Here is a 19,402-nt window from a genome sequence, read left to right on the forward strand (position 1 = left end):
CGAACACGGAAGTTAAGCTCTTTAGCGCCGATGGTAGTTGGGGGCTTCCCCCTGTGAGAGTAGGACGTCGCTAGGCACCTTAAAAAGTCGAGGATTTATTCCTCGGCTTTTTTTATTTGCAGTTTTTTAGTAAATATTAATCCAAACAATATTATTATGGTTCCTGCCAATTATATAGTCTTCAGGCGATGAAAGTGGGGTCGTAACACGTAAGGAGTAGATGAATTTCTACTTTACCCAAATTTTTAGCGGTAATATCCACAATTCACAAATTGTTCAATGAAAACGTTTAGAATTTGAACAGTTTGTGAAGACCTTCACATTAGGCTTTATTTTTTTATAAAAAGGAGTAGAATAGGAATCAGTAAGAAGTTGTTATAAAACAGTTTATCAAAAGAATCACATTTTTAGTGGTTGTTATAATACAAAAACGTATATTTGAAGGGAGATTTTACAATGTGGGTTATTACAGTATTTGAGAAAAAGGACGTTCGTATTTTTGAATACACAAATAAAAATGAAGCAACAAAAGCTTTAGGCGGATTTAAGAAAAACGCAATTTTATCTTTCACAAAATAAGCTAACAAAAAACTCGTAACCATGAAAATTTGGTTACGGGTTTTTATTATGTAGAAAAACAAAATGGTTAGAGATCTAGTTTGATTTCACGATCTTACCGCACTGTTACGCGGGATAAATTTATAAAAATTCTACACTATTGCTGATTGGAGTGGAAGGCGACTCAGCTCCCGTGGGAAAGCGAGACAGGCGAGACCCTTCACGGAGCGAATGTTTTTTGTGCGAAAGCGTAGTGTCAACGTAGCGGCAGCAAATGTTTTATCTGCGCGAAAGCAAAGCGAGTAGCCTAGAACTGAAATCACCCCTTCGATATGCCGAAGCCATTAAAGAACCCCACATTCCAATGAAGGCCAACACAGGCGTAATTAGGCCACTATGCTTAAAAAATTTTTCAATGCCAATACATAGCATTTACTTGCTCTTTATTTTAAAGCGTATTATAATAAAGTTGTAAGTGGGACATAATTTTATATAGTGGGACAAAAAGTAACCCACTACTATTAAAAAGGGAGTAGGTTAATATGTTATCTGTACCTGAGGCACAGCAAAGGCTACTTCCAGAAATGTATCCGCTTCTACAATCGAGATATCGTATTTTGCAAACAGTTCAGCTTATGCAGCCAATTGGGCGTCGAACACTTGCAGATTCACTTAAAATGACCGAACGAGAAATTCGTAAAGAAACGGATATTTTACGTGAGCAAGGGTTATTAGATTCTCAAAAGTCGGGTATGGTATGTACAGACGAAGGTGAAGCAGTTATTGATAAGCTACGAGCACTAGTTTATGAATGGTCTGGTCTGACACAGCTAGCTAAATTACTGGAAAACCATTTTGGCTTACAGCATGTAATTGTTGTTCCAGGTGATTACAATGAAGACGATACGATATTAACATTGCTTGGAAAAGAGGCAGCACAACAATTTATGGCAACTAGCTTTGATGGTCAAACAGTAGCTGTTACAGGTGGAAAGTCGGTTGCATCACTTGCGCAATTTTTACATCCAGCTGATACACACAACATCAAATTTGTTGCTGCTCGTGGTGGTATTGGACATGAAATGCAAATGCAAGCCAATACACTTGTCTCAACATTTGCCATGCAGATGAATGCACAGTATCGCACGTTGTTTTTACCGGAGCATTTAAGTGAGCAGGCCTATCAAGCAATGTTAACAGAGCCAATGGTAACTGAAATGATGAATTATTATGATCATGCAGATTGTGTTATCCATGGTATTGGCTCGGCAGAGGAAATGGCTGTTCGTCGCAATTCATCGGCTGAAGATTTACGGATACTCGAAGAAAAGGGTGCAGTTAGTGAAGCATTTGGCTATTATTTCAATGCAGAAGGCGAAATTGTACATCGAATTCGAACAATCGGTATTCAGTTTGAGCAAGTTCAAAGAAGTAAGCATGTTATAGCAGTTGCTGCTGGTAAACAAAAAGTGAAGGCAATGCTATCGTACTTTAAGGTTGCTCCAAAGCAAACCATTTTTATAACGGATGAGGTAGCCGCAAAAGCGATTGCTGAAGGTTTACCTTCTTTATAAATGACTAAGGAACTCGTATTTAAGCGGGTGTTAAAAACCTTTGAATGAGAATAAAGCCAATTGCGGATATTATAAATGTCCGAGGCAAAAATAAATTATTTAAACAATATTGGAGGAATTGACAATGGCATTAAAATTAGCGATTAACGGATTTGGACGTATTGGACGATTAGTATTTCGTGAAGCTATGAAACACGATGAAATCGAAGTGGTTGCAGTAAATGATCTAACAGATGCAGGTCAACTTGCACACTTATTAACTTATGATTCAGTACACGGTATCTATGATGCTGATGTTTATGCAGAAGGCGATTCTTTCGTAGTAAATGGAAAGAAAATTAACGTGTATGCAGAAAAAGATCCTGCTAATTTACCTTGGGGTGAACTAGGTGTTGATGTAGTACTTGAATGTACAGGTAGATTCCGCTCTATGGAAGAAGTCGGAAAACATGTTCAAGCAGGTGCAAAAAAAGCTATCCTTTCGGCTCCAGCGAAGGGCGATATGCCAACGTTTGTAATGGGTGTTAACCATGAAGATTATAACCCTGAAACAGATGATGTTATTTCAAACGCTTCTTGTACAACAAACTGTCTAGCGCCAGTTGCAAAAATACTTGATGAAAAATTTGGTATTGAACGTGGTATGATGACGACAATTCACTCATATACAAACGATCAACGTATCCTTGACTTCCCGCACTCTGATCCACGTCGCGCACGTGCTGGTGCAGTGTCAATGATTCCAACAACAACAGGGGCAGCAGTAGCAGTTTCAAAAGTATTACCTCAATTAAAAGGTAAATTAGACGGCTTCTCTATGCGTGTACCAACACCAAACGTGTCATGTGTTGACTTAGTAGTGGAGCTAAAATCAGAAGTAACAAAAGAATCCATTAATGCTACATTAAAAGAAGCTTCAGAAAAAGAGCTTAAAGGTATTTTAGGATACAACGAGCTACCATTAGTGTCAATTGACTACAATGGTAACCATAACTCTTCAACTGTAGATGGTCTTTCTACAATGGTATTAGAAAATAGTATGGTAAAGGTTCTAGCATGGTATGATAACGAAATTGGTTACTCTACTCGTTTAATGGACTTAGCTTTATATATCGCAGAAAAAGGATTTAACAATAAATAAGTGTCATAATTCGATAACTAAAGTAAAAAGTGTGACATAATACTGCTTTTTGCGCACAAAAAGTATAGCCTTTATAATATCTAACAGATATAATATACAAGGGTAATGGAGTAAGGGAAATTTACCCTTACTCCTTTTTTATACGTAATATAAAATCGACGTGCAGGTTATGCAATTGCAAGACATAGAACGTGACTTTTGCTACTATAAAGGCAAGTAAAGGGTACTCTCCATAATGTGGGTTGATGTCCGTTCCGACTGGGCGACTCCTTGAGTACATATTTTAACAAATGTCATGTCTAACTTTTGGTGATAGGTGAGATAAAGAGTATTTCATTAAAGGTTTGGATGATACTAGCTGAAAAGGCTTGTTATAACTTTATGTGTTGATGGAACAATAAAACAGTTACGTGAATGATGTGAGGAGCCAAGATGGGTGAATCCAGGAACTTCACGACTTAAACTTTGAAGGGGGTTTCTTCATGTTAAATAAGAAGACGATGAAAGATATTGATGTAAAAGGGAAGCGCGTATTTGTACGTGTAGATTTTAATGTACCGATGGCAGATGGTGCGATTACTGACGAAACACGTATCCGAGCAGCAATCCCTACAATTGAATATTTAGTGGAGCAAGGTGCCAAAGTCATTTTAGCCTCTCATTTAGGACGTCCAAAGGGTGAAGTAAAAGAGGATATGCGCTTAACTGCAGTAGGTGTACGTTTAGCGGAATTAATGGGTAAGCCTGTTACTAAATTAGATGAGTCAATTGGTGATAAAGTAGAAGAAGCTGTTGCAAATATGCAAAATGGTGACATTATGCTACTTGAAAATGTGCGCTTCCACGCTGGTGAAGAGAAAAATGATGCTGCATTAGCAGAGCAATTTGCAAAATTAGCGGACGTTTACGTTAATGATGCGTTTGGCGCAGCTCACCGTGCACACGCGTCAACTGAAGGAATTGCTAAACATGTACCGGCAGTATCTGGTTTCCTTATGCAAAAGGAATTAGATGTGCTAGGTAAAGCATTATCTAAGCCAGAGCATCCATTTACAGCCATTATCGGTGGTGCCAAAGTAAAAGACAAAATCGGTGTAATTGAAAGCTTATTAGAAAAAGTAGATCACTTAATTATCGGTGGCGGTTTATCATTCACATTCATTAAAGCGCAAGGCTATGATATCGGTAAATCTTTATTAGAGGAAGATAAAATCGACTTAGCAAAATCCTTTATTGAAAAGGCAAAGGCAAAAGGCGTGCAATTACATATGCCAATCGATGCAGTTGTCGCAAACGAATTTTCAAAAGATGCTGAAACAAAAATTGTTGGTGTAGACGCTATTCCAGCAGATTGGATGGGCTTAGATATTGGTCCGAAAACGGCTGCTAAATATGCAGAAGTTATTAAAGATTCTAAATTAATCATTTGGAATGGACCAATGGGTGTCTTTGAAATGGATAAATTTGCGAATGGTACAAAAACTGTAGCGGAAGCTATGGCAACAACAACTGGTTATACAGTAATCGGTGGCGGGGATTCTGCAGCAGCAGTGGAAAAATTTGAAGTTGCCGATAAAATGGACCATATTTCTACAGGTGGCGGTGCATCACTTGAATTGATGGAAGGGAAAGAACTTCCGGGAATTGTGGCATTAAACGATAAGTAAAACGGAATAAAACATATAGGAGGCAAAAACAATGCGTAAACCAATTATTGCAGGTAACTGGAAAATGTATAAAACATTTGAAGAGGCTATTCAGTTTGTCGATGCGGTACAGGACAAAATTCCTTCAAACGATAAAGTAGACGCTGTTGTTTGTGCACCAGCACTTTACCTACCTACGCTTGTGCAAATTGCGAGTGAATCTGAGTTAGCTATTGGTGCACAAACGATGCACTATGAAAACGAAGGTGCCTTTACTGGAGAAGTTAGTCCAGCTCAGTTAGCAAGTGTGGAAGTAGACTATGTTATTTTAGGACATTCTGAACGACGTGAATATTATAACGAAACAGATGAAGCCATCAATAAAAAGGTTGCTGCAGCACTTGCACATAATATCGTACCAATTATTTGCTGTGGAGAAACGCTTGAGGAACGTGAAGCGGGAACTACTGAGCAAAAGGTTGCTCATCAAATTACAGCTGCACTTGCTGGATTTGGGGCACAAGAAGTAGAGCATATGGTAATTGCCTACGAGCCTATTTGGGCAATTGGTACAGGTAAAACAGCTACAGCAGAAGATGCTAACCAAGTATGCGGTGCAATTCGTGCAGTAATTAAGGAATTATATAATGCTGAAACGGCCGCTGCTGTACGTATTCAATATGGCGGTAGCGTAAAGCCTGAAAACATTCAGGAATTATTATCAAAAGAGCATATCGATGGCGCTTTAGTTGGTGGTGCAAGCCTACAACCAGATTCATATTTAAAATTATTGGAGGCGGCAGCAAATGCCTAAAAAGCCAGTAGCATTAATTATTTTAGACGGCTTTGCATTCCGTGATGAAACGTTCGGAAATGCAGTAGCGCAGGCAAACAAACCTAATTTCGATCGTTTTTGGAATGAGTTCTCGCACTCAACATTAACGGCAGCAGGTGAAGCGGTGGGGTTACCCGATGGACAAATGGGGAACTCTGAAGTTGGACACCTGAATATCGGAGCTGGACGTATTGTCTATCAAAGCTTAACACGCTTAAACAAATCAATTCGTGATGGAGATTTCTTTACGAATCAAGCATTTTTGGATGCAATGGCACATGTGAAAGCACATCAATCTAAGCTTCATATTATGGGCTTACTATCAGATGGTGGCGTACATAGTCACTATGAGCATATGTTTGCACTATTAAAGCTTGCAAAGCAACAAGGCTTAGACAAAGTCTTTGTACATGGTTTCTTAGATGGTCGTGATGTTGGACCGACAACAGCTTTAGACTATATTAAAGAAACTGAAAAACAAATGGAGGAAATTGGCGTAGGTCAATTCGCTTCCATTCATGGTCGTTATTATGCGATGGATCGTGATAAACGATGGGATCGTGTAGCCCTTACGTACAATGTACTAGTTGATGGTGTTGGTCAAACAGCCGATAGTGCAACAAGTGGTGTAGCTGAATCATATGAACGTGATGTAACAGATGAGTTTGTTATTCCATTTAGCGTTCAAGAGCATGGTGAAGAAGTGGCAACGATTGACGATAATGACGCAGTTATTTTCTTCAATTTCCGCCCTGACCGTGCAATTCAACTATCTAAAGTGTTTACAAATGATGAATTTGATGGCTTTGCAATATCAGCTAAACATCCAAAGAATTTAAAATTTGTATCTTTCACACATTATAGTGATGAAGTAAATGCACAAGTTGCGTATGAAAGCGACAACTTGAAAAATACGATTGGTGAAGTGTTAGCTTCTAATGGTAAAACACAGCTTCGTATTGCAGAAACAGAAAAGTATCCGCATGTTACATTCTTTATGAGTGGTGGTCGTGAGGATAAATTTGACGGGGAAGAACGTATTTTAATTGCATCTCCAAAGGTTGCAACATACGATTTAAAACCTGAAATGAGTGCCTATGAGGTAACAGAAGCATTGCTTGCAGAGATTGAGGCCGATAAATTTGATGGCATTATTCTTAATTTCGCTAACCCTGACATGGTTGGGCATAGCGGAATGTTAGAGCCAACAATCAAGGCCATTGAAACAGTCGATGAATGTCTTGGGAAAGTAGTAGATGCACTCCTTGCAAAAGGTGGCGCAGCTATTATTACAGCTGACCATGGTAACTCTGATGAAGTACTTACTTTAGAAGGGGCTCCAATGACAGCTCATACAACAAATCCTGTTCCAGTAATTGTGACAAAACCAAATTTAATGTTAAGAAATGGTGGCATTTTAGCCGATTTGGCGCCAACCATGTTAGAATTATTAGAGGTGTCACAACCTTCTGAAATGACAGGTCAATCATTAATTGAAAAAGAGGAGAATTAATTATGCCATTTATTACACAGATTTATGCGCGCGAAGTTTTAGACTCACGTGGGAACCCAACAGTAGAAGTTGAAGTATTTACAGAATCAGGCGCTTTTGGACGCTCTATCGTACCATCAGGTGCATCTACAGGTGAATATGAGGCAGTAGAATTACGCGACGGTGACAATTCACGTTACCTAGGCAAAGGTGTATTAAAAGCAGTTGAAAATGTAAACACAATTATTGCTCAAGAGCTAGAAGGTAACTACTCAGTTCTTGATCAAGTAGTCATCGACAAAGCTTTAATCGAGCTAGATGGCACAGAAAACAAAGGTAAGTTAGGTGCCAACGCTATTCTAGGTGTATCAATGGCAGTTGCACATGCTGCGGCAGATTATTTAGATGTACCTCTTTATCAATATCTTGGTGGGTTTAACGCAAAACAACTACCAGTACCAATGATGAACATCATCAATGGTGGCGCTCACGCTGATAACAACGTAGACATTCAAGAATTCATGGTAATGCCTGTAGGAGCAGAATCATTCCGTCATGCATTACGTATGGGTGCTGAAATCTTCCACAGCTTAAAAGCAGTACTTAAAGCGAAAGGCTATAATACAGCTGTAGGTGATGAAGGTGGTTTTGCACCAAACCTTGGTTCTAACGAAGAAGCAATTACTGTAATTTTAGAAGCAATCGAAAAAGCTGGCTATAAAGCAGGTGAAGAAGTGAAACTTGCAATGGACGTTGCTTCATCTGAATTATTCAATAAAGAAGATGGCAAATATCACTTAGAGGGTGAAGGTGTTGTCAAAACTTCTGAAGAAATGGTTGACTGGTACGAAGAGTTAACTGCTAAATACCCAATCATCTCAATTGAAGATGGCTTAGACGAAAACGACTGGGCAGGACACAAATTATTAACAGACCGCATTGGCGCTCGCGTACAATTAGTAGGTGACGATCTATTCGTAACAAATACGAAAAAATTAGCGGCTGGTATTGAGCAAGGTGTTGGTAATGCAATCCTTATCAAAGTTAACCAAATCGGTACGTTAACAGAAACATTTGAAGCGATCGAAATGGCAAAACGCGCTGGTTACACAGCAGTTATCTCACACCGTTCTGGTGAATCTGAGGATGCAACAATTGCTGATATCGCAGTTGCTACAAACGCTGGTCAAATTAAAACAGGTGCTCCATCACGTACAGACCGCGTAGCTAAATACAACCAACTTCTTCGCATCGAAGATCAACTTGGTTCAACAGCTGAGTATCTTGGTTTAAATTCATTCTATAACTTAAAATAAGCTATTCCTTAGTAGCTTTACTGGTATCGCCTCAAAGGTATGAAAATACTTTTGAGGCGATTTTTTATTGCTTGGGCGGTTTACAGATGGCAGCTTTTGGCAAAGTGATCGGATCCCCAATAGAACAGAGGAAAGGCTATGCAAGTGCAATAGTTAGTCTATTATTATATATTTAATTCGTTAGTAAAACATACATTACATATAGGGGAAAAGCTTAGAAAATGTAGAATACTATACTAAGAGGAGAGTGAAATTATGAAAGTTATTGAAACAGAACGGCTTACCCTTCGTCTACAAACAACAGAGGATGCAGATTTTATCCTTGAGCTCGTGAATGATCCTTCATGGCTAGAGTTCATTGGTGATCGCGGTGTAAGAACAGTAGAGGATGCGCGTGAATATATAGTGAATGGAGCAATTCGTACGTATGAGCAATCTGGCTTTTGTTTTTATTTAGTTGAAAGAAAAGAAGATCAAAGCCCGTTAGGAATTTGTGGTTTTGTTAAAAGAGAGTCGCTAGAAGATGTGGATATTGGTTTCGCTTTTCTTCCTAAGTATTGGGGAAAAGGGTACGCCTATGAAGCAGCATCAGCGACATTAGCATATGGTCTAGATACACTAGGACTAAATCGTGTTGTAGCTATCACAACTCAAGATAATCATGCTTCAGGCAAGTTACTCGAAAAAATTGGCTTACAGTTTGAAGGATTGGTTCAACTTTCCAATGATTCTGAAGAACTTAGACTTTTTTCGTTCAATAGTCACTCGAAAATATTATGAAAGCAAAGGTGAGCATGTGAATATTAGAGAAGCGAATGAATTAGATTACCCGGAATTAAGAAGAATTTATTTGGAATCGCGTCGTGAAAATTTCCATTGGGCCGCATTAGAAGAAATGACTTTAGACGATTTTGATAAAGATACTATAGGAGAGCATATAATTGTAGCGGAAGAGGATAATCATCTACTTGGATTTGCTTCATTATACTTGCCAGATAACTTTATTCATAATTTATTTATTAATCCAAATTACTTTGGAAAAGGAATAGGGGGTCACTTACTGAATGCCTCCATAAAAAAAATGAATAAACCATTAAGATTAAAATGTGTATCCGAAAATCATATGGCGTTGAAATTTTATGAGAAGAATGGTTGGAAGAAGGTAAACGAAGAAGGGGAAAAGGAAAAATATTGGGTTATGATATTTGAATAAAAGAACTTAGTTTCTTTCGTTTAGAACTGACCCCCTAATAGGTTCACTTTTTTTAAAGTGTCACTATTAGGGGGTTAGTTCAATTCAACCTTCCGTATCCTTATTTATGTTGTATTATTTGGTTGGGAGGATCAAAACCTAAACCTTGATAGTATTTATTTCATTGGGAGGGAGCATGAATTTTAATATGATTGAGGGAGAGAAAAATAACTGGATGCCACGGTTAGAATTTATCCTTAAGGAAGGTGAAGGGAAGGCATTTCCTTCATTTGATCGATATGCTCACTTATACAAAGAAAATAAAGATTCTATTAAACAAGCATTATTGGACTTTAAAGGGATTAGAGCTTTAAATATAAACAAGCTTCAGACTCAACTTAAGCCTTTGCATCTAGAATGGAAAGGGTACCATCCTGATTTTGGCGTAGTAAAAGTAAGAGAATTACTTTCTACTTGGGTTGTTCATGATTTAACACATATAGCTCAAATTGTTCGAGTAATGGCCAATCGATATACAACAGATGTCGGGCCGTGGAGTGAATACTTAGGCATATTGAAAAGGAATTGAGGGATGGGCTGAAATCATACAAAAGTAAACCTTCCTTCATCGTTCTAAAGGAAGGCTTACTTTTGTTAAACATTGCCCTTCGTTTGAAAAGAAGTTTTTTGGTCTAAATGATAGCTGATAAATGTTAGCAATGAGGCAAAGATTGCGACAATTCCTCCTAACCAAGATACATCAATAAGCTTCATATTCGTTGTGACAAAACCTCCAAGAGCTGATCCAAGTGCAATACCAACGTTTACAGAGACAGGAGTTAGAGATGAAGCTAAATCTCTCGCAGCTGGATAGTGCTTATCCGCCAAATCAATAAAATACAATTGCATGCTAGAGTTCATTGTATAAACTATAAGGGCTATAAAAGATATGTTCAACAGTCCTAAAACAATGGAATTTGAAGAAAAATAAAATAGCCCAAGAATCATTGCTTGTATAAGAAATATATATCGAAGCTTGCCGATTCCATTACGTGTCACCAATTTTCCACCTATTATCGTACTAAAGATTGATACTACCCCATAAAGCAAGAATACTAGACTAATATATCTTCCCGGGACAACTAGTACGTCAAGCAACAAAGGGGTTAAATAAGTGTATACGGTATATGTAGCTCCAATACTCAAAGCTGGAATAAAGAACGCTATGATAATACGCAAATTAATTAATAAGCCAATTTGTTTCTTTAAAGAGCTTTTTGCTCCTGTTAGCCCTTTAGGTACTGTAGTTGAGCTAGCAATTAACGAAATAATCCCTAATAGAGCGGTAAACCAAAAGGTTATCCGCCAGCCACCTAATTGTCCAATAAAGGTACCAATCGGCACTCCAATTACACTAGCTATAGTAAAACCTGTAAAGATGATTGAAATAACAGGTCCTCTCTTTTCAGTTGGCATTACCTCGCTAGCAACAGCCATTGCAAGTGCAATTAAAACCCCTGTCACAACAGCAGTAAGTATTCTCGAAATAATAAGTAGCCCATACGTTGCCGATAAAGCCGATAAAATATTTCCTGCAATAAATAGTACGATTAATGTGAGCATGAGTGGATACTTTGAGAATCGGCTGGATATTGCTGTTAAAATCGGCGTACCGATTGCAAAAGATATGGCAAAAGTCGATACAAGAGCGCCAGCTGTAGAGATGGAGATTTTTAAGTCGGTTGACACTTCGGATAATAGCCCGACAATGACAAATTCACTCGTTCCAAGGACAAAGGTCAATAAAAATAAATTTAAAGTCAAAAATTTCTGCTGCTTAGTCAAAGCGATACCTCCTCCCTTACCATTTCAAAACTAAGCTCTTTCAACAGCAATCTGAACCTCTGCAACGTAAGATTCAGGATCGTCTAATTTTTCATGAGGAATGCAGATTTCACGGCGAGGCTCATTGTCCTTTAAGCGATAGCCATTTCGTTCAATCCATAATGCTAGTTCCGTACTTGCGGTGCATCGGCTAGTTGTGGAGCAATGATGAACAAGCGTGGCCATCATCGGAGCTTCTGGCAATCTTTTTACTGTAAAGAGAGAATGACTTGGTATATCGAGCGTTAACGGACGAGCTACCTCTATATCAATAGCATCCTCACACTCTTCACAGCCATGCCAAAGAACCAATTGGGACAAAGAAGAATGTCCAAAGGACCCTAAATAATCATCCAAAAGTTGTAACATCTCAGGGATTTCTCTAAATGATGCTTTTTTACGATAAGACAATACGAGTTGTGGCTGAACTTCTTTTAGAACGACATCAAGTGAAGCTCCATTTTTTTCCTCATTCTCAATAGTACACAGACTTTCCTTAATTCGAGCCATTCTAGCGTTTTCAACATCTAAAATGGATTGAATCTCATTTTGCTTCACTCTGAACATCCCTCTAATTTGATCAAGAGAGATATTCTCTCCCTGCATTTGACGAATTTGCTCCAAGGAGAACCCCAATTCTTTGAACGCTAATATACGATGGATTTGAAACATTTGGTCAGCTGAGTAATACCGATATCCTGAAAATTTGTCAGTATAAGCAGGCTTCAGCAAATTTAATTGGTCGTAGTAACGTAATGTCTTTACAGATACTTGGCTAAGTTTTGAAAACTCGCTAATTTTAAACATCGAATCATCTCCAATACTTTTTTATCCTGTTGCTTTTATGAGTATATCTGTCCAGCTAAGGGGAGAGTCAAGGGAAATACAGAAGATTTGTTAGAAAAGGGTACGTATTGCTTAATCCACAAAAAAAAGAGACAGCCTATAGTGATTAACACTGTAGACTGTCTCTACGATTTATTGCTCTGCCCAGTATTTATCTAGCTCTTGGTCTAGATATACCCAGCCCTTCCATGCGATATGAATCGTATCCATAATGAAATAAGGATCATAGTCATGGTCTGAGTAATCAACAAATGGAACATCATTATCAGTCAAGATCTGCTCCATTTTTTCGTAATACTTTTGTCGACGCTCCTCAGGATATTCCGTGTAGTCATACCAATGACCATTTACTGGAATAGAAACAAATAGTGGCTTTGCACCAGCGTCCTTTAAAACATCGATGACTAGCTGTAAATCCTCATATTCAGGTGAGGTTGTATAATCTTCGTTTTTGCGCATACCTTGAAACTTTTTAATATTCGCGTTTACAAGTCGTTTATAAAACTTATTTTCAATCATTAAATCGTTGGATACACGTTTCTCGCCGTATTTCTCGGCGTTTTCAAGTTGTTGCTCAAATGTTTGGTCAACAACTAGCTTGTCATTATTTTTTAATTTATGCGGCTCTCGAGGGAATAAAGAGTAATACAAATCTTTTTTCTCTAAAAGCGCCTTTTGGACATGGCCTGCCATCATGGCAAGTCGTCCAATGATAGGTTTTTCTTTACCGCCAGATATTTTATATTCGTAAATTGTTTTTAGCAAATCATCGCGATTGACTGTATCGAAGGCAAGAAGGCGTTCCATTCCTCGTTTTCGAAGATCCTCGTCAATGTCTTTATTGTATGCTAAATCATAAGCATGCAACATCGAATAGTTAGGAGAAAAATGTAATTCATTCATTCCCTTTTTCGTAAACCATTGAGGAGAAATGATGAAGACAATTTTCTTATCCTTTAAATTCTTTTCCTGTGCAGCAAAATTTAAAAAGTGTGTAATAGACTGCATTCCACCACGCCCGACCATAAATGTCGTATACGGAGCATTTGTAGCTCGAGCATAATTGTAAGGGTGGAAAGGGTCAAAACGATTTAATTCAGAAGAGCCATATAAAGGCATAGTACTAGGCTCTTGCAACATCCGCTCTTGGAAATACATTCCTTGGAATACTAACGGAGACATACTCGTCTTTGCCTGCTCTACATCTTCATCTGAAATCCAAGCTTCTATCCAGGAATTAGGGAAGAATATAACGCCAGCAAAAAGAGCAAAAGCAATTAATAATGATAGAAAGCCTTTCTTAATCATTGTCTTTCAGCTAATTCCGCTACAATACGATTTGGCGTGTTCCATTCCTCACGGTTGAAATCAGTAATTGGTACAGAAATATTAAAGCGGTTTTCAATTTCCACTAATAAATTAATTGTACCGAATGAATCAAGAAGACCTTCTTCAAATAAATCGATATCTGGATTTTCTAAAACGATTTCATCCTCACATAACTCTACTAGCATTTCTAAAACTTGTTGTTTATCCATTGTATAAATCTCCTTTAGTGTTTAGGCTGCGTTATTCATAAAAACATGAATAGAGCCGTTAATTAAAATAATGTTCCTGAGAAAATATAGAAACCAAAGCAAACGGCATTAAAAGTAATAAATACGCCAATTGCATGCGTCCATTTATTTTTCGGCCAAAGCTTACGCTTTTTATTCCAACGTTCAAATTTATCGAAGCTGATAATTAACAGGGCATGGTAGAGTCCATAGACAACATAGTGCAATTCTAATCCGTGCCAAATCCCCATTAAAAAGAACAGTAAAAAGAAGCCGATATAAGAAACTGTATATTTGTTTTTAATCCATTTTTTCTTTGTCATCCAAAGCACGAAACGCATATAAACATAATCCCTGAACCAGAAGGAAAGACTCATATGCCAACGGTTCCAAAAGTCTTTAATATTGCGACTCGAGAATGGACGGTTAAAGTTAATAGGCGTTTGAACACCCATAATGCGACTGACACCAACGGCAAACGCACTATAACCCGCAAAATCGAAAAATAAATAAAAACTATACATATACATATACGCTATTTGCCCTTGGAAAGGTGTCAAATAGTTATACGTTTGACTTGGTAAATAAATAAGTGTGTAATTGTAGATTAAATAAGCCAAAATAAACTTATATAAAAAGCCTACAAATATATAATTGATCCCGCTTAACAGCAACTTTTGATAGTCTTGCCCAGACGGCGCTGTGTGCATATCTTTATAAAAGCGTCTCCAACGATCAATAGGTCCTGATGATACTGTTGGGAAGAACAGTAAGAAATAGGCAAGCTCAACTGGTGAGATTTTATCCTTAATTAAGCCATCTCGCGTTTCTAAAATCATCTGTACTGATTTAAAAGTAATATAGGATACCCCTAAAAATCCAAATAAATTCTGAAGGCCAAGCATTGGCAGAACCTTCACAAGCACAAGTGGCAAAATGGACAGTAGTACAGCAATGACGAATACAGAAGTGTTATTCTTCTGGGAGCGATATTTTTGGTAACCGATAATTAATAATAACTGAAATACTGTAAACAGTATAAGAGAAATGGAACCGTTAAGGGAGCTACCAAAAATAAGAGCTAAAACGACGATCGAAATAACGATATTATAGCCTTTAGCTGATTTCCCGCGCAGTCCTAAAATAATTGTTGGCAGCAACAAAATACCAATGATGATGAAAAAAACTATATTTCCGTAAGGCGTCATACTGTTTCCATAACCGCCAATCCTTTACGATCAACTTTACCGTTTGTATTTAAAGGTAAAGTGTCAATGTATTTGAATGTTTTCGGAATCATATAGGATGGTAAATACTCCGATAACAATGCTTTAAGCTGCTTCGTCATTTTGAAAGCAGAGTCCGTCAATGGTTCGCGAAGCACAATATACGCACTCAATGATACAATCTCACCATTTTTTGAAACAGGTATAATAACACAGCTAGATACAGGTGGAAGATTGCCCATTTGTTTTTCAATTTCCTCAATTTCTAAACGATAACCGTGTAGCTTCACCTGGAAATCTTTTCGACCAGAGAAGAACAGATAGCCATCTTTTTCATAACCAACGTCTCCAGTTTTATAAATACGTTGATCCCCTATTGTAGGAAACGCTTGAAGTGTTAAATCAGGCGCACCAAGATAACCTGCACTTACAGTCGGTCCAGAAATAATAATCTCGCTATCTTCTAACAAGGATAGATTAGGCTCAGATATAGGGGCGATTGGTAATTGGTCAAACTGCTCCAGAAGCTCCTTCGTTACTTCCACATAAGAAACGGCAACAGTTGTTTCTGTAGGACCGTATAAATTAAAAATAGAAGCTTGAGGGAAGCGCTGCATTAATTCCGTAGCTACGGATACCGGTAACACTTCTCCGCAGAATAAAAATGTATCTAAAGAAGGCATTAACGCTTGATTCCACTCCTTGTTCATTAAACAGATCTTCGCGAAGGAAGGTGTGGAAGTCCAAACGCGAACATTAGATGAAGCTAATGACTCAAATAACGCTTTTGGATTAGCAATTTGCTCTTGTTTAATCGCGTAAAGGGTTTGCCCGCTTACTAGTGCAGGATATAAATCCATTACAGATAAATCGAAGGAATAAGGCGCTTGATTTAGAAACACTCCAGATTCCTGTAAAGGGAAATGTTCATGCATCCAAGCGACAAAATGCGCTAAATTATCAGCTGTAATTTGAACACCTTTTGGTTTACCAGTAGAACCAGATGTGTAAATAATATAATAAATTTCTTGATCCTTAACCCATGTTGAAGGCTCAGTCGAAATGCTAGTAGGTTGAGCTACTAAATCGCTTACTTCTACTACAGGGACATGTAAGTTCAAACTTAACGTTTCAGTTTTTAGTAGCAAGCAAGCCTCAGAAGCTTCTATAATAATCTGTAACCTTTCAGACGGTGTGGAAGAGTCAACAGGCACGTACGGATGACCCGCCTTTACCGCACCTAAAAAGGCAACGATTTGTAAAGGTGACATATGCCCATAGACGACGATAGGTTGTTGTCTTTTTAAATCAAGAGCCATTAAATATTGTGCTACACAATCAGACAAATGCCAAAGCTCACCAAACGTTAAGGAATCACTGTCGGTTTGATAGGCAGTGCGATGTGGATGCTGTTGTGCCACTTTTTGAATAGCCTCTAAAATGCTTAACATAGTTTATATCTCCTTTTCTTAAAATTCCGTATATATAAATGGTCCTGCGTTCATATCATGGAAGCCATGAATAAGAAACAAGAGCACTAAAATCATGAAATAAAATAACGTAAAGCCTATAAAACGAAAAAGCTCATTATTTTTAATGGATTGCATTAGTCCACCTCCAATTAAAAATGAAAAAAGATTGTAACTTTGTAAATATACTAAATAAATTGATATTTTTTCAAGTTATTTCTAAATTATTTTTACCTTAATTCAATTTTTAACACTGATTTGACGGATTGTAGAGAAAATTGTTGCTAAATTCCTGTTTATTCATGAAATCATAAGATTAATTTAAGGTAAAATTAAGGTTTCGGAAATCATGACTATTATTATGGAAGAAAGTGATTTTTGATTCACCGCAACTTGAATTTTTCTAAACGTGATCCTTATTCATTATCGCTGATTTTCCGCTTCATTTGTACTTAAGAAATCCTTAAATTTCGTGACAGAACATTCGGAAATATTTTCATCATTTTCCGACAGAAGACTCCCAACTAATGAATAAGCCGGAGATGAATGTCGGTTGGCGACAATCAAAACGAAAATGGAAGTTGTTTAATTCGTTACATTAAGCATAATCAATGAATGTAAAATCAAAGTAAATTTGATGAAAAATGTTGGTATAAAATATGAAGAGTTACCACGAAAAATGAAGCCACAAGCCAAACATATGAAGGATCAAGAATCTCACGAAGACTGTTGTAAAGGCATATTTGAGCAACAACAAAAGCGCCATCATTAGTTGAGCACCTCAACTTTGATAGCACTTTGTTGTCCTACTTTATGGGGCGTAATTTATTTGTACCAAAAGCGAAGAGAATCTCCACTGATTAAGTTTCACTTTATTTGAGAAGCTTTAATACTTTTTTGGAAACGTAAAAGTCTGTGCCGTTGTAGACATTGATTGTTTCAAACGTATGTGTTTTTGCGGTTTTGTCTTGTTCGTATAGTACTGTGTTCTTATTAACTGGGATTGTGATGGTTACATTCTTTTTTTGTGCAATAAACTTAGGGTTTTCTTTATCACTTAAGTCAATTTTAGAAGTGTAGCCTTTTTCTGTGAACGCTTTTGTTGCAGGTATATATAAATCATCTGAAAGCTTATTTAAATCGAAGCCCATAAACTTTGCCATCGTATGTGCTAAATCCGTATTTTCGACAAGGCCTGTAATTTTAGATGGTCCGAATGAGTATAAGAATACATCCTCACCCGTGTGCCCACCAGTTGTATAACCAATATTGGCGCGATTCGCAAGCATTTTCACCATTTCTTTGCCTAAATCTTTAGTCGATTTTAAAGTTGCAAGCTCATTCTCAGATAGATTATCTAAGCCATAAAGTGCAGCAACTTCTACAATATTCGATTTGTCTTCTTTTAATTGGCTCAATGCACCTTCGATTGTCATTTTAGCCTTCTTCAGAGGATCGATATAAGCAGATACAGGTGTGTAGGAATAAGTGCTTGTCGTGTTAACATTACCCATTGTAATCCCACTATTGCCGTGGTCTGTAACAGCAATGACCATTGTATTGCCATCTTTTTTTGCAAAATCAACGGCTTCTTTGACTGCAGCATCAAACGATAAAATATCACTAATGATACCGACCGTGTCATTTGCGTGTGCCGCCCAATCCACCTTACTGCCTTCTACAAATAAGAAGAAACCATCTTCATCCTTTTTAAGCGTATTAATCGCTTTATTTGTCATCTCAGCGAGTGTAGGCTCAGATGCTCTTGTTGTAGCACGATCTAAATCGTAGGCAAGATCACTTGGAGCAAAACTTCCCCAAATTTTTGACGATTTACTTTTGAAAAGCTCATCACGAGTCTTAACAATGTCATAATTTTTTTCTTTTAAGACATCCACTAAATGCTCGCCATCTTTACGAGCATTTTTAGTAGTGCCCGGTGCCAGAGACTCTAAGCCACCACCTAACACGACATCTATGTTTTGATAAACTTGCTGCTCAGCAATGTCATCGTATTGGCTTCTATTTTTCACATGTGCAGAAAAGCCAGCTGGTGTAGCATGCTGAATTTCTGAAGTAGAAATCAATCCAGTTGCCTTGCCTTGTTGCTTAGCGCCTTCTAACACATTAGCTACAGGTCTATAAGCATCTTCTTTAGCAATTGGCTCTAGCCCTGGCGAATTAATAACGGCTGGTAGCACACCTACAAATTTATCATTTGATTTATGACCAGTTGCTAACGCAGTAGCGGCAGGGGCTGAGTCAGTAATAGCTGAATCGGCAGAGTATGTACGTACTGCCCCTGATAAAATTTCATCCATAGCCAAGCTTTGCCCTTTGTACCAACGAGAAAGGGTAACTGCATTATTACTACTACCATCCATCACGAGCATAATCACATTTGTTGGTTTCTTCACTTCGGCTGCTTGTACTTGCGGCTGAGCGATACTAATCGACGATAAAGCAATAGCACTTGCTAAAAATAATGAACTCCATTTTTTTGAGACTTTCATGATTTTCCTCCTTTTGGTCAATTCACAAGTAAGTGTAAAGGAAGTTTGTAAAGCTAGGATGAAATTATTGTTATGAATTGTGGGGGATTGTTAAATATATAATGATGAGCACTAAAGGGGAAAATAGAATCTGCTTACTATCCATTGATGGAAG

At 37.7% G+C, this 19,402-nt stretch carries 17 protein-coding genes, 1 rRNA gene and 1 pseudogene; 11 read left to right on the top strand and 8 right to left on the bottom strand.

Annotated features, from left to right (window positions below; all coding sequences use genetic code 11):
* From rrf to ACQKN4_RS17640, 11 genes and pseudogenes are all read left to right on the top strand, one after another.
* Nucleotides 1-76: ribosomal RNA gene (gene rrf / locus ACQKN4_RS17590) — 5S ribosomal RNA — on the top strand; the annotation flags it as partial.
* 380 nt (nucleotides 77-456) lie between these two features.
* A complete protein-coding gene (locus ACQKN4_RS17595) occupies nucleotides 457-579 on the top strand; it encodes a hypothetical protein (RefSeq protein ID WP_263297453.1) in 123 nt (40 codons plus the stop codon).
* Between the two features lie 521 nt (nucleotides 580-1,100).
* Nucleotides 1,101-2,132: a sugar-binding transcriptional regulator gene (locus ACQKN4_RS17600; protein WP_427484347.1), complete on the top strand. Its 1,032-nt coding sequence runs from the start codon at nucleotides 1,101-1,103 to the stop codon at nucleotides 2,130-2,132.
* Nucleotides 2,133-2,256: 124 nt separating this feature from the next.
* Nucleotides 2,257-3,273, top strand: coding sequence for a type I glyceraldehyde-3-phosphate dehydrogenase (gene gap, locus ACQKN4_RS17605; protein WP_079561379.1), 1,017 nt, complete (start codon nucleotides 2,257-2,259; stop codon nucleotides 3,271-3,273).
* Nucleotides 3,274-3,755: 482 nt separating this feature from the next.
* Entirely contained in the window at nucleotides 3,756-4,940 is a 1,185-nt protein-coding gene (locus ACQKN4_RS17610) for a phosphoglycerate kinase (protein ID WP_079561380.1), read from the top strand.
* Nucleotides 4,941-4,971: 31 nt separating this feature from the next.
* Nucleotides 4,972-5,733, top strand: coding sequence for a triose-phosphate isomerase (gene tpiA, locus ACQKN4_RS17615; protein WP_079561381.1), 762 nt, complete (start codon nucleotides 4,972-4,974; stop codon nucleotides 5,731-5,733).
* Nucleotides 5,726-7,267 carry a 2,3-bisphosphoglycerate-independent phosphoglycerate mutase gene (gene gpmI / locus ACQKN4_RS17620; RefSeq protein ID WP_427484348.1) on the top strand — a complete coding sequence of 514 codons (1,542 nt, stop codon included), beginning with the start codon at nucleotides 5,726-5,728 and terminating at the stop codon, nucleotides 7,265-7,267. The genes tpiA and gpmI overlap by 8 nt, the downstream gene beginning before the upstream one ends.
* Before the next feature lie 2 nt (nucleotides 7,268-7,269).
* A complete protein-coding gene (eno, locus tag ACQKN4_RS17625) occupies nucleotides 7,270-8,562 on the top strand; it encodes a phosphopyruvate hydratase (RefSeq protein WP_079561383.1) in 1,293 nt (430 codons plus the stop codon).
* Between the two features lie 255 nt (nucleotides 8,563-8,817).
* Nucleotides 8,818-9,342: a GNAT family N-acetyltransferase gene (locus ACQKN4_RS17630; protein WP_427484349.1), complete on the top strand. Its 525-nt coding sequence runs from the start codon at nucleotides 8,818-8,820 to the stop codon at nucleotides 9,340-9,342.
* A gap of 16 nt (nucleotides 9,343-9,358) precedes the next feature.
* Entirely contained in the window at nucleotides 9,359-9,775 is a 417-nt protein-coding gene (locus ACQKN4_RS17635) for an N-acetyltransferase family protein (protein ID WP_427484350.1), read from the top strand.
* Nucleotides 9,776-9,959: 184 nt separating this feature from the next.
* A pseudogene (locus ACQKN4_RS17640) lies at nucleotides 9,960-10,343 on the top strand (DinB family protein); the annotation flags it as partial.
* A 65-nt stretch (nucleotides 10,344-10,408) separates the two neighbouring features.
* Here the strand turns inward: ACQKN4_RS17640 and ACQKN4_RS17645 are convergent.
* The 8 genes from ACQKN4_RS17645 to ACQKN4_RS17680 form a co-directional block, all read right to left on the bottom strand.
* Entirely contained in the window at nucleotides 10,409-11,599 is a 1,191-nt protein-coding gene (locus ACQKN4_RS17645; protein WP_427484351.1) for an MFS transporter, read from the bottom strand.
* A gap of 30 nt (nucleotides 11,600-11,629) precedes the next feature.
* Complete coding sequence (locus tag ACQKN4_RS17650; protein ID WP_427484352.1) at nucleotides 11,630-12,445, bottom strand: MerR family transcriptional regulator; 816 nt, start codon at nucleotides 12,443-12,445, stop codon at nucleotides 11,630-11,632.
* Nucleotides 12,446-12,616: 171 nt separating this feature from the next.
* Nucleotides 12,617-13,792: a D-alanyl-lipoteichoic acid biosynthesis protein DltD gene (gene dltD / locus ACQKN4_RS17655; protein WP_079561389.1), complete on the bottom strand. Its 1,176-nt coding sequence runs from the start codon at nucleotides 13,790-13,792 to the stop codon at nucleotides 12,617-12,619.
* Complete coding sequence (dltC, locus tag ACQKN4_RS17660) at nucleotides 13,789-14,022, bottom strand: D-alanine--poly(phosphoribitol) ligase subunit 2 (protein ID WP_079561390.1); 234 nt, start codon at nucleotides 14,020-14,022, stop codon at nucleotides 13,789-13,791. Before dltC ends, dltD begins: the two co-directional genes overlap by 4 nt.
* Before the next feature lie 62 nt (nucleotides 14,023-14,084).
* A complete protein-coding gene (dltB, locus tag ACQKN4_RS17665) occupies nucleotides 14,085-15,248 on the bottom strand; it encodes a D-alanyl-lipoteichoic acid biosynthesis protein DltB (protein ID WP_079561391.1) in 1,164 nt (387 codons plus the stop codon).
* Nucleotides 15,245-16,717, bottom strand: coding sequence for a D-alanine--poly(phosphoribitol) ligase subunit DltA (gene dltA / locus ACQKN4_RS17670; RefSeq protein WP_079561392.1), 1,473 nt, complete (start codon nucleotides 16,715-16,717; stop codon nucleotides 15,245-15,247). The genes dltB and dltA overlap by 4 nt, the downstream gene beginning before the upstream one ends.
* Nucleotides 16,718-16,735: 18 nt before the next feature.
* Nucleotides 16,736-16,873 (bottom strand): teichoic acid D-Ala incorporation-associated protein DltX, encoded by a 138-nt coding sequence (locus ACQKN4_RS17675; RefSeq protein WP_079561393.1) that lies wholly within the window; start codon nucleotides 16,871-16,873, stop codon nucleotides 16,736-16,738.
* 734 nt (nucleotides 16,874-17,607) lie between these two features.
* Nucleotides 17,608-19,248 carry an alkaline phosphatase gene (locus tag ACQKN4_RS17680; protein ID WP_427484353.1) on the bottom strand — a complete coding sequence of 547 codons (1,641 nt, stop codon included), beginning with the start codon at nucleotides 19,246-19,248 and terminating at the stop codon, nucleotides 17,608-17,610.
* Nucleotides 19,249-19,402 lie beyond the last annotated feature (154 nt).

Source organism: Lysinibacillus sp. NPDC093692, assembly GCF_050280125.1.
Lineage (GTDB): Bacteria > Bacillota > Bacilli > Bacillales_A > Planococcaceae > Lysinibacillus.